The following is a 15960-nucleotide window of genomic DNA, read 5'->3' as shown; positions in this document are numbered from 1 at the left end:
AAGAGACCATGGAAGAGGTGGCTGCCATTAAGGATATCGGCAACTACTTCGATCGTGCGGAATATATCCGCTGGAAGGCGTTTCGCGAAACCGACGATGCCCGCTACATCGGTCTGGTGATGCCGCGCGTGCTGGGTCGTCTGCCGTACGGTCCGGACACCGTGCCGGTGCGCAGCTTCAACTATGTCGAGCAGGTGAAAGGTCCGGACCACGAAAAGTATCTCTGGACCAGCGCGGCGTTCTCCTTCGCTTCCAATATGGTGAAGAGCTTTGTCAATAACGGCTGGTGCGTGCAAATTCGCGGTCCGCAGGCCGGCGGCGCGGTGAAAGATCTGCCCATCCATCTGTACGATCTGGGCACCGGCAACCAGGTGAAAATTCCTTCCGAGGTGATGATCCCGGAAACGCGGGAGTTTGAGTTCGCCAGCCTGGGCTTTATCCCGCTGTCGTACTACAAAAATCGCGATTACGCCTGCTTCTTCTCGGCCAACTCCGCGCAGAAACCGGCGCTGTACGATACCGCCGACGCCACCGCCAACAGCCGTATCAACGCGCGTCTGCCTTACATCTTCCTGCTGTCGCGCATCGCGCACTACCTGAAGATGATCCAGCGCGAGAATATCGGCACCACCAAGGACCGGCGTCTGCTGGAGCTGGAGCTGAACACCTGGGTGCGGAGCCTGGTGACCGAAATGACCGACCCCGGCGACGAGCTGCAGGCCTCCCATCCGCTGCGCGATGCCAGCGTGGTGGTGGAAGATATCGAGGATAACCCGGGCTTCTTCCGCGTGAAGCTGTACGCGGTGCCGCACTTCCAGGTCGAGGGGATGGACGTCAATCTGTCGCTGGTTAGCCAGATGCCAAAGGCGAAGGCGTAGGTTCGGACGATGATGAAAACGGAACGTCCGTTGTGGGGCCGGGGCATTATGGTGTCGCCTCAGCATTTTCAACAGCAGGCTGCGTATGCAGCCTGGACTGCGGAAGTGATTGCCCGGATGGGTCTTAACCACCCCTGGGGAGTGGTTGAGGCGACCTTCGAACCAGAGATGCTCAAACTGGGCCGCCTGCAGGCTCACAGGCTGCAGGTCCGGTTCCAGGATGGCACGATGATTGATACGGACAATGCCGATGCGCTGCCGTCCGCGCTGTCGCTGGACGGCGCATCCGGCGAGGCGGTGATCGTGCTGGCGCTGCCCCTGATGCAGGCGAATGGCGGCAACTGTCTGAAGCCGGAGGAGGTGGCCGAAAGGCCGGCGCGCTTCCGGCAGCGCTGGCGCGATGTCCGTAACCAGTTTGGGGATGATACCCGGCAGATTGCCGTCATACAGCCGGAGCTGACCCTCCGCTTCGCCCACCAGGACAACAGCGATTACCTGACCTGTCCGCTTGTTCGCCTGCAGCGGGACTCGCAGGGGGCCTGGCTTATCGACGAGACGTTTCTCCCGCCGCTGCTGCAGATCCAGGGCAGCCGCTGGCTGGCGACGCAGCTTGAACAGCTGCTCATCCAGCTCCGGGCTCGTCTGACGCGCCTGATGGCCATGCGTCGCGAAAGCAATGAACGGATGGCTGATTTTGCCGTAGCCGATGTCTCTCTGTTCTGGTTGCTGAATGCGCTGAACAGCGCCGAGTCGGTGCTGGGGTACTTTCTGCGTTACCGGCAAAGCCCGCCGGAACGCCTCTACCCGGAGCTGGCGCGCCTGGCTGGTAGCCTGCTGACCTTTTCGCTCACCCATCAGGCGAATGCCGTCCCGATCTATCAGCATGACCAGCTGAACGCGGTTTTTCCGCCGCTGTTTGATTTACTGAGCGACCTGCTGGAGGCGAGCCTGCCATCGCGGGTGGTGGCGATTGCCCTGGAGCATGATGCCCGGCTGCACTTCTGGCAGGCGCGTCTGCACGATGCCCGGCTGCGGGAAGGGGCTGATTACTACCTGTCGGTTCGTTCGTCGGTACCGGTCGCCCAACTGCAGGAGCAGTTTCCGCGCCAGTGCAAAGTGGGCAGTCCGGATCATGTCAAAGCCATCGTCAACTCCTCGCGGACAGGGGTGCCCCTCACGCCATTGCGTCATGTGCCGGCGGCGATCCCGCTGCGTCTGGAAAATCAGTATTTCAGCCTCGATGTGTCCCACCCTCTGGCAACGGAAATGCTGCAGAGCGGCACCTGTATGTTTTACGTCCCGGGGATGCTCGGTGAGCCTGAACTTGAACTTTTTGCGGTACTACGAACGTGAATGAGCCTAAACGCGGCAACGCCGCGTCCATTGATATTGATGCGCTGCTGCAGAACACCTGGCTGCAGGTTATCAGCCTGCGCCACGGCCCGCAGTTCCGCGATGAGGAAGGGTACACGCTATGGCAGCGCTGTATCGCTGATGTCGAGCGCGTGCAACATGAGCTGAAGGCGAGCGGGCTTGATGACGCCAGCTGTCAGCATATTCTCACCGCCCAGTGCGCGCTGCTCGATGAAGCCGTGAAAGGTCGCGGCGTGGAGGATGAGGCCTGCCTGCAGTGGTATGACATTCCGCTGCAGGGGCACTTCCTCGGCACCATGGACGCCGGCGACACCCTGTGCGAGCGGATGCGTGATGTGTTGCGTGAACCGGCGCCCAACCTGGCCGTGGTCACCTGTTTTCAGCGGGTGATGCTGCTGGGTTTTATTGGCAGCTTTCGCTCCCTCCACGACCCCGAGCGCCTGAAGCTGGTCAACGCGCTCGGTGAGCGTGTTCCTCCTTTTCAGTGCCCGGCTACCGCTCCCGTACTGGTAGAGAGTCGCGCCGGTCTGGGGATAAGCGGCTGGCTGGCCCCATGGCCGGTACGTATTGGCCTGAGCGTGGTAGTGGTACTCGCCCTGTGGTGGGGGCTCAACCACTGGCTCGATCACCTGCTGCTGACCTTGTTACCGGGGGAGGTGAAATGAGCCCCGCGCAGCAGCGTGGGCTGGCGCTGTGGGCCAGTCTGCTGAGTGCGCTGGTGTGCCTGCTATTTTTGCCGGTTCCCCGCTGGGGGGCGTGGCTCATTCTGCTGGTCACGCTGGCCCTGATCATCGGGATCTGGCGCATCGCCAGTCGTCGTACCGGACGTAACGTCGCATCAACCCTGGCCCCTCTCCCGGAGGGCGCTTATCGCCAGCCGGTGGTCCTCGTTTGCGGCGACCTGCCGTGTGTCTGGCCGCCAGCGTCACCGGTGCGAGTGGTCAAACAGGGCTGCTGGATCCGCGTGAAAAAGACGGAGGAGCTGCAGCAGGTCGCGCGCCAGGTATTGAGCCAGCGGCCGGAATGGGGGCCTCAGCTGTCGGTGCTGCTCTGCGTCTGCCCGCAGCGGCATGCGCAAAGCGATGCGCTGACCAGCGCTCTGCTGGCCCTGCGCTGGCAACTCAGCCAGCTGCGCCAGCAGATGGGGTATGCCGTACCGCTGGCGCTGCAGGGGCAGGTGGGCAGCGCGATGAGTCGCGACCTGTTGTGGCAGGCGGCGATACCGGGTGAAGCGGTGAAAGTCTGGCAGCCCTCCTGCGCCCCCTGTTCCGTACCGGCCTGGGTAAGCGCCGGCGGGGCGGCCGCGCTGGAGCAGCAGGTGCTGATGAACAGCCTGATGGGCTGGTCTGAACAGCACGTCTATGCCGTGTTGACGGAAGAGAATACCGACCTGCCACCTCTGACCCCTGCGGCCGTGCTGTGGGGCCTCGGGCCCTCGCTGCCTGGAAGTCTGGCATCGTCGGCCTGGACGACGTGGTTATCCCGACATAGCGGCCTGTCGCGGGTAGCTGGCTGGCAGCCAGATGAGAGCGACACCGGGGACGCTTCAGCTTTGCCGGAATTCATCCTGCCGCAGTTACCGGCGGGACGGGGACTCACGCCACGAGGCAGGGCCTGGCGCGCGGCGCTCGCGATTTTCACCCTCGCGGCTGTCGCCGCGCTGCTCAGCAGTGGCTGGAACAATCGACAACTGCTGCAGCGCGTGGGCGTCGATATTGCCCGTTATGAGCGGATTGCGATGGATGATTATCGACCAAAAGCCAGCGCTGTCAGGGTGCTGCGTGAAGATGCCGCGCTGCTTGATAGCTGGGCGCGTAACGGCGTCCCGCTGCGCCTGAGTCTGGGCTTATATCGCGGGGAGCAGATTCGCCTGCCGTTGCTGGAGGCGATTCGCGGTTACGTGCCGCCTCCGCCTCCGCCCAGGCCGGTGCAGCGCGTTGCCCCGAACGTCATCCGCCTTGACAGCATGTCGCTATTCGATACCGGGAAATGGGTACTGAAGCCTGGTTCGACAAAGCGGCTGGTCAACTCGCTGATGGACATTAAGGCCAGGCCCGGGTGGCTGATCGTGGTGGCGGGTCACACCGACAGCGTGGGTGAGGAAAAAGCCAACCAGCTATTGTCGCTGAAACGTGCGGAATCGGTCCGCGACTGGATGCGCGATACCGGCGACGTGCCGGACAGCTGCTTTGCCGTTCAGGGCTATGGCGAAAGCCGACCAATTGCAACAAACGATACGCCGGAAGGCCGTGCGCTGAACCGTCGTGTCGAAATCAGTCTGGTGCCGCAGGTAGACGCCTGCCGGTTACCGGACCAACCCTCTGCGTCATCCCAGGATGATGGCGCTTCACTACACAATGGAGAGTAATTCCATGGCAATTCCTGTTTATCTTTGGCTGAAAGACGACGGCGGCGCGGACATTAAAGGGTCTGTCGACGTTCAGGATCGTGAAGGCAGTATCGAAGTGGTGGCTCAGGAGCATAACCTGTACATCCCGACCGATAACAACACCGGCAAACTGACCGGCACGCGTATTCATACGCCGTTCCTGTTCACCAAGGAGATCGACTCCTCCAGCCCCTACCTGTACAAGGCAGTGACCACCGGCCAGACCCTGAAATCCGCTGAGTTCAAGTGGTACCGAATCAACGATGCCGGCCAGGAAGTGGAGTATTTCAATACCAAACTTGAGAACGTCAAGGTGGTGAAAGTGAATCCCCTAATGCACGACATCAAAAACCCCGCCTACGAGAAGCACAACCATCTGGAACAGATTGAGCTGCGCTACGAGAAGATCACCTGGACCTATAAAGACGGCAACATCATTCACTCCGATAGCTGGAACGAACGCGCCACCGCGTAATTGCCCGTCATATTTCGCGCCGCTGGCGCGCAGGCGACGTTCGCTCATCCCGGCCGCATCGTTATCTCTGCGGCCGGGGATTATTGCGGGCGATCGCCTGATGCGGGCAGCGTTTCTCTGCCCGCCGTTTTTTGCTGAACGCCTGAGATACGGGTTCTCAGCAAAGAAAAACACAATCTGTCTGCCTGACCTTGTGCGCTTGGGGTTCCTGTTCAGGAACAGCGACGGGCGGTAGCGTGTCCGGAAACAATAAGAGAGGATCTCATGGAAAATCCAGCCAGCCTGTTACGCCGTCTTAATCCCTGCTGTGCCCGCGCAATGGAGGGGGCGGCCTCCCTGTGCCAGACCCGGGCGCATGCCGAGATCCTGCCCGAGCACTGGCTGCTTAAGCTGCTGGAACAGGGGGAAGGCGATCTGACGGTGCTGGCGCGGCGCTATGAATGGGATATGGATGCGCTGTGGCAGGATCTGCTGAACTGGCTGGATAAACAGCCGCGCTCGGTACGTCATCGTCCCCAGCTCTCTGACCATACCCTGAGGCTGATGCAGGAGGCCTGGCTGATTGCCTCGCTCAGCGGCGAAGCGCAGATCCGCAGTGTTCACCTGCTGATGGCGCTGGTTGAAAAACAGAATCTGATCCAGTGCGATGGCCTGTGGCCGCTGTTAACGCTGGGCCAGCGTCAGCTGGAACGCCTGCGCCCCTTGCTTGATGCCCAGTCCGACGAACGTCCGCCAGCGCAGCAGGAAGCGGCGCTGGCGCAGCCCCATGGCGGGGACGTGGAATTTGTGGGGCGTCCTGCGGGCAGCGAACTGAATGCGGATGGGCTCAACCCGGCGCTGCAGAACGCGCTGGACAAATTCACTCTCGACGTCACCGCCAAAGCCAGAGACGGCCAGATTGACCCGGTGTTCGGACGTGACACGGAAATCCGCCAGATGGTGGATATTCTCTCCCGTCGGCGAAAAAACAACCCAATCCTCGTCGGTGAGCCGGGCGTGGGCAAGACCGCTCTGGTGGAAGGCCTGGCGCTGCGCATTGCCGAAGGCAACGTCCCCGACGCGCTGAAGCCAGTGTCGGTGCGCACCCTTGACCTCGGTCTGCTGCAGGCCGGCGCCGGGGTCAAAGGCGAGTTCGAGCAGCGGCTGAAAAATATCATTGAGGCGGTACAGCAGTCGCCTTCGCCGGTGCTGCTGTTTATCGACGAGGCGCACACGATCATCGGCGCGGGTAATCAGGCGGGCGGCGCGGATGCCGCCAACCTGCTGAAGCCGGCGCTGGCCCGGGGCGAACTGCGGACCATCGCCGCCACCACCTGGAGTGAATACAAGCAGTACTTCGAGCGCGACGCCGCGCTGGAGCGCCGCTTTCAGATGGTCAAGGTGGATGAGCCGGACGACGACACCGCCTGCCTGATGCTGCGCGGCCTGAAGTCCCGCTATGCCGACCACCACGGCGTGCATATCACGGATGATGCGGTGCGCGCCGCCGTGACGCTGTCACGACGCTATCTCACCGGTCGCCAGCTGCCGGACAAGGCAGTGGATTTACTCGACACCGCTTCCGCCCGCCTGCGTATGAGTTTGGATACCGTGCCTGAGCCGCTGACCCGCATGAAGGCGCAGCTCACCGCGCTGGCAATGGAGAAGCAGGCGCTGCTGGAAGATATTGCGCTGGGCAACAGCGCCCGCGGCGATCGGCTGGCGGCCATTGAGCAGGAGGAGATCCGCCTTATTCTGGCGCTGGATACCCTTGAAACTCAGTATGGTCAGGAGCTGCAGCTGACGGAAGCGCTGCTCGCCTGTCGCCGCGATATCTCCCGCCAGGCGGAAATTAGCGATCTACAAACCGCGCTTATCGCCGTCCAGCAGGTCAATCCGCTGCTCGGGCTGGACGTCGACGTCCGCACCGTGGCGACGGTGATTGCCGACTGGACCGGCGTGCCGCTCTCCTCGCTAATGAAAGATGAGCAGACGGAGCTGCTGAGTCTGGAAGAGAGTCTCGGCAAACGGGTGGTTGGCCAGGAGGCGGCCCTGAGCGCTATTGCCCGGCGCCTGCGCGCCGCGAAAACCGGCCTGACGCCGGAGAACGGTCCGCAAGGGGTGTTCCTGCTGGTCGGGCCGAGCGGCACCGGCAAAACGGAAACGGCGCTCGCCCTGGCCGATGCGCTGTTCGGCGGCGAGAAAGCGCTGATCACCATCAATCTCTCCGAGTACCAGGAGCCGCACACCGTCAGCCAGCTGAAGGGTTCTCCGCCCGGCTACGTCGGCTACGGCCAGGGCGGGATCCTGACCGAGGCGGTGCGCAAACGCCCCTACAGCGTGGTGCTGCTCGATGAGGTGGAAAAGGCCCATCGCGATGTGATGAACCTGTTCTACCAGGTCTTCGACCGGGGGGTAATGCGCGACGGCGAGGGGCGTGAAATCGACTTTCGCAACACCGTGATCCTGATGACCGCCAACCTCGGAAGCGACCTCCTGATGCAGTTGCTGGATGAACAGCCGGAGGCCAGCGAATCAGACCTGCACGAGCTGCTGCGCCCGGTACTGCGCGGCCACTTCCAGCCGGCGCTGCTGGCCCGCTTCCAGACGGTGATTTACCGTCCGCTGCCGGCGGCAGCGCTGCGCGCCATTGTCGGCATGAAGCTCGGGCAGGTAAGTCAGCGTCTGGCTTGCCATTACGGAATCACCACCACCCTCAGCGAGAGCCTGTTCGACGCGCTGACCGAGGCCTGCCTGCTGCCGGATACCGGCGCCCGCAACGTCGACAGTCTGCTCAATCAGCAGATCCTGCCGGCGCTGAGTCAGCAGCTATTGAGCCATATGGCGGCGGGGCAGAAACCGCGCCAGGTGACGCTGGGGTATCACGAAGAGGAAGGCGTCGTGATGGCGTTTGACGAGGGGACAATATCCGATGAGTAGCGTGAAATCGTTGTTGTTCAGCCATAACCACCACCTGCTTTCGGTGAAGGGATGTGAAGCCGGGCTTGATGTGCTGGCCTTCGAGGGCGATGAAGCCCTGAGCCAGCCGTTCCGCTACCGTATTGAATTCACCAGCGCAGACCATGCCATCAGCAAAGAGATGATGCTGATGAAGGCAGCCTCCCTGACGCTGCAGGCGCCGGTGGCTCAGGGCTTCGGCATCAATGTTCAGCAACCCGTGCGGGTGATCCAGGGCGTGGTGACGGGGTTTGAACGGCTCAGTACCTCCAGGGATGAAACGCACTACGCGCTGACGCTTCAGCCGCGCCTGGCGCTGCTTAACCGCTCGCACCAGAACGCCATTTACCAGGACCAGTCCGTTCCGCAGATTGTGGAAAAAATCCTCCGCGAGCGCCACGGCCTGCGCGGTCAGGATTTTCTGTTCTCGCTGACAAAAACGTATCCGCGCCGCGAGCAGGTGATGCAGTACGGCGAGGATGACCTGCGCTTTATCACCCGGCTGCTGGGTGAGGTGGGGATCTGGTTTCGGTTTACCGCCGACACGCGGCTGCACATCGACGTCGCTGAGTTCTGCGACAGTCAGCAGGGCTATGAGAAGGGGCTGACGTTGCCTTCGGTCCCGCCGTCAGGGCAGCAGTCGGCCGGGGTGGACGCGGTGTGGGAGATGGCATGCCGCCACCGCGTCGTGGAGCAGCAGGTCAGTACCCGCGACTACAACTACCGCGAGGCGACGGCGGACATGAACGCGCAGGTGGATGTCACCCGCGGGGAGACCACCACCTTTGGTGAGGCTTACCACTGGGGAGATAACTACCTGACCGCGGGGAATGCCCATGACCGCCATCCGGCGCCGGAGTCCGGGGCGTTTTACGCCCGGCTTCGGCATGAGCGTTATCTTAACGGCCAGACCCGGATGCAAGCCACCACCAGCTGCCCGACGCTCTGCCCGGGACAGGTGCTGAAGGTCACCGGCGGAGAGGAGGTGGCCGGGGAGTTTGCTGATGGCGTGCTCATCACGGCGATGCACAGCCACGCCCGGCGCGATGCCGACTTTGCGGTGGAGTTTGCCGGCATACCGGACAGCCCGGACGTCGGCTACCGGCCTGAGCCCGGCGCGCGTCCGGTGATGGCCGGGACGCTGCCGGCCCGCGTGACCAGCACCCGGGAAAACGACACCTACGGGCATATCGACAAACACGGACGCTACCGGGTGAATATGTTGTTTGATCGGGCGCGCTGGGAAACCGGGTTCGAGAGCCTGTGGGTCCGTCAGTCGCGGCCGTATGCCGGAGACACTTACGGCCTGCACCTGCCGCTGCTGGCGGGGACGGAGGTGGCGATTGGCTTTGAGGATGGTAACCCCGACCGGCCGTATATCGCGGGCGTGCTGCACGACTCGGCGCACGGCGACCACGTCACCATCCGCAATGACAAACGTAACGTCCTGCGCACCCCGGCCAACAACAAAATCCGCCTCGACGATGAGCGCGGGAAAGAACATATCAAGCTCTCGACGGAGTACGGCGGCAAGAGCCAGCTGAACCTGGGGCACCTGGTGGACAGTGACAGGCAGCCGCGCGGCGAAGGCTTTGAGCTGAGAACCGACAGCTGGGGAGCTATCCGGGCACAGAAAGGGATATTTATCAGCGCGGACGGACAGGCGCAGGCTCAGGGGCAGGTGCTGGATATGGAGCCGGCGGTCAGCAATCTGGCCGAAGCCCGGGAGCAGATGATGTCCATCTCCGGTGACGCGCAGAAGGCGACCGCGAACCCGGCCGATCTCCAGGCGCAAATTACCCTGCTGGAGCAGCAGCTGACAGACCTCAAAAAATCGGTACTGCTGGTCAGCGCGCCGGAGGGGATAGCGCTGACCAGCGGGGAGCATCTGCAGGTCTCAGCCGGGCATAACCTGATTGCCACAGCCGGAAAGAATGCAGACGTCAGCGTGGTGAAAAATCTGTTCATCGGGGTGGGCAGTGCGCTGAGCGTGTTTGTGCGAAAGCTTGGGATCAGGCTGATAGCGAACCAGGGACCGGTACAGATGCAGGCGCAGAATGACCTGATGGCGTTGCTTGCCCGGAAGGAAATCAGCATTGTCAGCACGGAAGACAGTATCGAAATTATTGCGAAAAAACGGGTCACGATAAACGGCGGGGGAAGTTATATCACGCTCAATGCCAGTGGCATTGAATCAGCGACGGCAGGTGAGTACAGAACAAGGGCCGGGTATTACGTCAGGCGGGAAAAAGCGCAGCATAAGCCTGACATTGCACCTTTAGCTAATGCGATAAATGACGGCAGCCATAATATTCGCTACCTGTGTACAGATGATAATGGGGTGCCGATGATGAATACTCCTTACAGGGCCTTTCTGGCTGATGGCTCGGTATTAGAGGGTGTCAGTGATGGCGAGGGGTATACGAAGTTGTTTACTTCTGCACAGATACAGGATGTTCTGCTGCATATGATACCGGAGGCCATCAATGCCTAAATATAATATTTATACAAAGATTGAATCGAATGTTTCAGCAGTCGACCTTTTTTACGATCTGAATGTTTACAGAACTGATGCCAGTAATAAAAAACATATACTACTGTCAGTGGCGCAACAACCAGTAACATCAAATTATCAAACTCAGTCCCATGAAACGAATGACACAGAGGATGGGTTATCTGTAATCTACATAATGGAAATGAACTTATATCGCAAGCACGGTGGTAAGTTGTTTTCTGTGCTTTCCTCGCCTGCGAAAAAGATGTACACACTTGGTGAAATGGCATCAGGGCAAGCATATTCTAAAAATAAGCGTGAAAATGTTTGTTATTTTGAGACAAAGGCGCAGACAAAACCGGTTAATGATAACGGGGATGACAATATTCATAGTGTGCAAATCACTTGTATTCCAAGGTTTTTTGTCGCACTGGAGCATCCAATAGGGGATCCATTAGACCCTTTTACGAAAAATAGTATAAAAAGTGAACTTGATGCCAGAAAAGCTGCATCCCTGTTAGGTCCAGAAGGGGAATATTATCCAAACCAGTATTACTCGATGTTATGTGGCCCTGCAGCATTTTATTATTGTTTAATGATGGATAGATATGACGTTTACGAGCAACTGGTTTGGGATCTATGGAATCATGGCAAAGCAACGCTGGGATCTTTTTTACTTCAGCCAAGCACTAGCACGATGAAAGTGAATGATTTATTTTCAGGAGCGAGTCATCCTCGAGTTTCCGCAGTTGATTGGATTACTATGGCCAGCTTGCGAGATTCATCTAATAATTTGTTAAAATATGAATCAGTTGGAGATAAGGTATCTGCAATTACCTTGTGGGGAGATATTGAAAAATGGATGCTGAATGCAGGTGCGCAGAAGATATTTAGTAATATAAGTTTGTACCATAGCAGCTTAAGCGATATTTGTAAATTAAACTCATTAATGTGTAATGATGTCCATATCTTTAGTTTGATATCTGCTGGCATGCTCCAACAAGGCGCAAATGTTCCATTCAAAGATCACTGGATTGTTTGGGATGGAAAGTTAAAATTAGTAAACGGGGGTAGTATCACTAACGAAACGAGTTTAGAAGAGCTTGTCTCGCTGAGACTTTTTTCATGGGGTGAAGTTAAAGATAACTCGCTTCGAGTATCATTAAAATTAGGAGAATTTCTAAACCATACTTTTGGGGGGATGGTATTTACAAAAATATCATGATTAAAAATGAATCACTATCTAAGAGCTTTTGTAATTTCTTTCTTTCTAACTGGCTGTGGCAATCACCTTGTATTTGAGCCTAATAAGTTACCAGATGGATATATAGATCAGGAATATTATGTTCCAATCACCATCTCTGGAGGTACAGGACCAGTTGTTGATCTGAGTTATGAAATTCACCCATCAAATTCTGGATTGAAATTAGTATTTTCTGAAAAAAAATATTACACAAAATATGTATATAATAACTTTACTATAGAAGGTAAGCCTCAGTTGCAAGGGATTGTAACAATTAATATTAGGGGCGGGGTTGTTGCTAGTGCGGGGCAATATTTTGAAAAACAATATGAGATTAATATTCAGAAATAAACAGGTAATAACATCTTGGAAGGCCTGCTGAGAGCGTGCGGGCGATAGCTGACGGTACCGTCGTTTCACTCCGCAAAAGCTCAGACAAGCGCGATCTAGCACCATTCAACATCAACGCCGATAAACCTAATACAAAGGGGAGTAATCATGGTTATGTGCTCATAAAGCATGAAACCGAGATCGGTAGCGGTGATGAAGGAAAAGTGGCTTTCTATTCCTTATACATGCATCTGAAGTCGCTGGCTGAAACTGTTAAAGCCGGTGATAAAGTTTACCGTAAGGATCCTTTAGGCCTTCCAGGCATGGTTGATGGAGTGAATGCTTTCCATTTCCAGATTTTCTGCGATGATGACAACATCAGCAAGCTAACGGGCAGGAAAACAGGAGAGCTGGATATTTGGAAGAATGGCCGCACCGATGCGGTTTATGGTGATATTCACTTTTATCTGCCACCGCAGACAAAGTTTTATGACAAGGCTCCAGCAGATAACAGCATTTCTACCACCGGACTTTCTGAACTATATACCAGCAATGTGCCTCTGTATGCCAGCATGACTCTGGCCCAAGGCAAGTGCACGATGGTTACTCGTCAGAAAAATACGCAGACTGACGGAAAATATGATCTGCTGGGTGAACCACTGGTTAATGCAGATGGTGATGACTACGAATACAATCTCTATAAAACCGCGATGCGGAATTATAAGGAGAGCCCAAGTGCCGGGTTTGAATTACTTCGCTTTGGGCGAGTGATCAACACGGACCATGAAACACTGGTACCGGCAGACGCACCATTATGGATGACAGTCAATTACCCGGGTGGTAAAGGGGTGATCAACCTTGCTGATTCCAGTATTAAAAAGTTTAGTGACGCTGATTTCCCTCACTGGACGGGCTGGCAGATGGTAGATGACGATAGTGATAGCAACAGCCAGTGTAATTCAGCTATTATCAAGAAACTTCACGAAGTTGGTGACTTCGATAACCAGTGCGGGAAGCTAATCTGTCATTTCCCGTTTGAATGGGAAAAAGTACGATCGACATCCGTTTTTCGTGGCTGAAAACGGGAAATGAAGAGCATGAACCGATGACGGAAGCCGATTATGCAAAGTTTAAATCCCATGCGGAAGCACTATGCTTTGATTCTGGAGCGTTGAGTTCTGACCGGTTGTGGCATTTTGAGCCAAAATCATTTATTCGACATTTCAGGAAATGTAGTTGGCTCGACTCTGAAGTAATTGAAAAAGTAATGACGGCGAATGCTAGTAAAAAAAATAAAAATGCACTTGAAGGTATTAAAAATATTACATTAGAGTACTATGCGGACATAAATACAATCATGCGAAAGTATAACTTATCTGATGCAAATAGAATTTGTCATTTTTTAGGGCAGGGTGCAGTTGAATCAGGTTATTTATTGTCCATGTTAGAAACTAGCCAGCAACAAATTATTGTTGATGGTGTTCAGCAAGGTGGTGTGATTGTTGAAGCATCAACATTTAATGAAACTACTAAGCTAGGTCATTGGTACGGAACTCTTAAAGCCGAGAAGGATAACTATTTCTCCGGGAAAAAATACAATTCCCGTGGAGGGTATATCACAGGATCCTATAGCTGGATTAACGGTAACTGTGGAGATGTAGATGCACAAAAATTCAGAGGTAGAGGGTTTAAAATGCTAACTGGACTTAACACATATTCAAGCTACTGGGTATATCGAGGTTGGTTGTCAAAAAATGACTTTGATAAATATTGGTGGGATGACCCGGAGTACAAGAAAAAAATCCAGCCGGTATGAAGAAAAAACCACCAAAAATAGGAAACCCTCAGAAAGTGACAGAAAATGCATATAACTGTATTGATACAGGTGGTTTTTTTATAGTTTGTTTTAAGTCTAAAGTTCTCAAAATTATGGATGAGGACAAAATTGGGAAATCTGATGATGACAGCATTATTTTGAAAGTAACTAAAAATATAAATGGTGCAGATAAAGGAATTGCAGAAAGGAAAATAGCTACTAAAAAATCAAAAGAGATGATTGATGATGAAGTTTAAAACTAATTCATTTTTGTTTATGATGCTTTGTGCTACTGCTCTTAATTCTTGGGCTGGATATTACAACACAATTGATATCGATGGTGTAAGCATCCATTTAGATAAGGATAAAGCTGGATATGTAAATGTTCACGATGATCAATTAAATACGGATTACTCATGCAAAATAGAAAATTGGAATGATTCATTAATCTCTGGTGCTGGAGGTATTTCTCTAACTAGTGATCATTTAGGCGTGCTTTTAGCATCAGGAAATAAATATCTTGATGTTAAGGAGCTTATAGATTGCAAAGGACAGTCAATTCGAATTCATTCTATTCATTACTTTAATAATTCAATTTCTTCTATTATAGATGTTAATTTTGAAAAAAATTAGTTCTGGCATTAGTTGTGATTGATGCTCACTTTAGGTCATATCAGGCGATAGTATCTAAGTTTAATGGGAATAAAAACCTTTTGTCAGGCAAAGGTTTTTGGAGTAATTCCTCATCTGAGCCAGATCAGAATAGCTTGTTTTACCCTGGTGGTTCAATATATCTAGGGAAAATATCTGTCAATGGAGAATATATTGCGCCAAACGATTTGGATTGTGCGGTTGATTCATTCCGAGGTGTGTGGGATATAGCAAGAAAAATGAAAATTATATTCCCAAGAGATAAAGATGATGCTGTAATTGACAGTAAATGCCGACAGCTTTTCTCGGGAGAGAAAACACTTGATGAATTGGGGGGGAGCTTATCAATATGAAATGATGCTTTTTCAAATGGCTATTTACTATCAGCGCAAAAAATTTTCTCGTGAATCATTAGCAATTGATCCCAATCATACTTTCTCATGAGGATAAGCATGGATTATCAACCCTCAGTAAAATCAATAATTTTTTCGGATTTGATAGCAAAACTAAATCTGTGAAAGATGAAGGTGGCGGTCGATGAAAAATTTTATAGCTATAAGTATGTTACTGTTGTTGTCATTGAGAGTGATAGCAGGTGATCCCGGAGGAATATCCTTACTTGTAAAGGCATTGCCTTCTGCAAATGATTATAAATATGTCCTTGATGGCTTTTTTAGAAATTATTACGGTGTGGACAATCCTCACACTCCTTCGTGCGATCAAAATGATTATACCCCTTATATTGATAACGTATATTTGAATACGCTCCCAAAAGGTATTGATGACAATATACTAATAAAATCCATAACAGATTTATCATCCAGAACTCAGATTGCCAAAATATTATCATCTTACTCTGATGATCAAGTTTCTGGTTTCGATGGAGTTCTTTTTTATGCAATGAAAGATAATAAGTTATTTATTTATACGTTCGACTCAAAAGCCCCTGGGCATATCTTTACGAATGAGTTGAATGTTGATGGAATTATTAGCTATAGGCTTTTAGGAAGGTCCATTTGCCAGTCTATAAGATCAAAGATACTCCCTTCCAGTCCTTAATGATATTGAGGTCAGTAGCTTTGTTTAGATACTTTTCATTAATCATATGTATGCTGTGTTTTTCAAGTGCCATTGCTGGGGAAATGTTCTCTGTAAGTATCCCGCTTAACCTTTGATCTCCTCCCTGAAAACAGTGTCAGGCTAAACTGAAGTCTCCGGTCTTTCTTCCATCTCACAGAGAGGCACATCGCCATGAAAAAGACCCGCTATACCGAAGAACAGATAGCATTTGCGCTGAAACAGGCCGAAACCGGCACTCGGGTGGAGGAAGTCTGCAGAAAGATGGGCATTTCTGAAGCCACATTTTACAACTG

The 15960-nt window shown here is 53.9% G+C and carries 14 protein-coding genes and 1 pseudogene; all 15 read left to right on the top strand.

Going from position 1 to position 15960, the window contains the following annotated elements:
• The coding region (tssC, locus tag RRF55_RS26585) for a type VI secretion system contractile sheath large subunit (RefSeq protein WP_148831875.1) at window positions 1-878 on the top strand (878 nt) is incomplete at its 5' end.
• 9 nt (window positions 879-887) lie between these two features.
• The gene (gene tssK / locus RRF55_RS26580) at window positions 888-2231 is read left to right on the top strand and encodes a type VI secretion system baseplate subunit TssK (protein WP_165452885.1); all 1344 of its coding nucleotides are present in this window, start codon (window positions 888-890) and stop codon (window positions 2229-2231) included.
• Window positions 2228-2917, top strand: coding sequence for a type VI secretion system protein TssL, short form (gene tssL, locus RRF55_RS26575; protein WP_004176431.1), 690 nt, complete (start codon window positions 2228-2230; stop codon window positions 2915-2917). Before tssK ends, tssL begins: the two co-directional genes overlap by 4 nt.
• Window positions 2914-4620 (top strand): OmpA family protein, encoded by a 1707-nt coding sequence (locus RRF55_RS26570; RefSeq protein WP_032414819.1) that lies wholly within the window; start codon window positions 2914-2916, stop codon window positions 4618-4620. Before tssL ends, RRF55_RS26570 begins: the two co-directional genes overlap by 4 nt.
• Window positions 4621-4624: 4 nt before the next feature.
• On the top strand, window positions 4625-5116 hold the full coding sequence (gene hcp, locus RRF55_RS26565; RefSeq protein WP_002902160.1) for a type VI secretion system effector Hcp: 492 nt from the start codon (window positions 4625-4627) through the stop codon (window positions 5114-5116).
• Between the two features lie 264 nt (window positions 5117-5380).
• Window positions 5381-8035: a type VI secretion system ATPase TssH gene (gene tssH, locus RRF55_RS26560; protein WP_040213627.1), complete on the top strand. Its 2655-nt coding sequence runs from the start codon at window positions 5381-5383 to the stop codon at window positions 8033-8035.
• A 1-nt stretch (window position 8036) separates the two neighbouring features.
• A complete protein-coding gene (locus RRF55_RS26555) occupies window positions 8037-10547 on the top strand; it encodes a type VI secretion system Vgr family protein (protein ID WP_165452886.1) in 2511 nt (836 codons plus the stop codon).
• The gene (locus RRF55_RS26550; protein ID WP_004179554.1) at window positions 10540-11772 is read left to right on the top strand and encodes a hypothetical protein; all 1233 of its coding nucleotides are present in this window, start codon (window positions 10540-10542) and stop codon (window positions 11770-11772) included. Before RRF55_RS26555 ends, RRF55_RS26550 begins: the two co-directional genes overlap by 8 nt.
• 6 nt (window positions 11773-11778) lie before the next feature.
• Window positions 11779-12141 carry a hypothetical protein gene (locus tag RRF55_RS26545; RefSeq protein WP_071527865.1) on the top strand — a complete coding sequence of 121 codons (363 nt, stop codon included), beginning with the start codon at window positions 11779-11781 and terminating at the stop codon, window positions 12139-12141.
• 35 nt (window positions 12142-12176) lie between these two features.
• Window positions 12177-13576 (top strand): annotated as a pseudogene (locus RRF55_RS26540) (M23 family peptidase); the annotation flags it as partial.
• 356 nt (window positions 13577-13932) lie between these two features.
• A complete protein-coding gene (locus RRF55_RS26535) occupies window positions 13933-14193 on the top strand; it encodes a hypothetical protein (RefSeq protein ID WP_064153733.1) in 261 nt (86 codons plus the stop codon).
• The gene (locus RRF55_RS26530) at window positions 14180-14569 is read left to right on the top strand and encodes a hypothetical protein (RefSeq protein ID WP_021469296.1); all 390 of its coding nucleotides are present in this window, start codon (window positions 14180-14182) and stop codon (window positions 14567-14569) included. Before RRF55_RS26535 ends, RRF55_RS26530 begins: the two co-directional genes overlap by 14 nt.
• A gap of 14 nt (window positions 14570-14583) precedes the next feature.
• Complete coding sequence (locus RRF55_RS26525) at window positions 14584-14940, top strand: hypothetical protein (RefSeq protein WP_071786725.1); 357 nt, start codon at window positions 14584-14586, stop codon at window positions 14938-14940.
• Between the two features lie 184 nt (window positions 14941-15124).
• Window positions 15125-15646: a hypothetical protein gene (locus RRF55_RS26520; protein ID WP_023282455.1), complete on the top strand. Its 522-nt coding sequence runs from the start codon at window positions 15125-15127 to the stop codon at window positions 15644-15646.
• A gap of 192 nt (window positions 15647-15838) precedes the next feature.
• Window positions 15839-15960 (top strand): transposase (locus RRF55_RS26515; RefSeq protein WP_281157729.1); only part of this gene is annotated, 122 nt, incomplete at its 3' end.

Source organism: Klebsiella sp. K47, assembly GCF_051858335.1.
Classification (GTDB): domain Bacteria; phylum Pseudomonadota; class Gammaproteobacteria; order Enterobacterales; family Enterobacteriaceae; genus Klebsiella; species Klebsiella pneumoniae.
The sequence above is the reverse complement of the archived record's forward strand: the minus strand, read 5'-3'. Positions and strand labels throughout refer to the sequence as shown.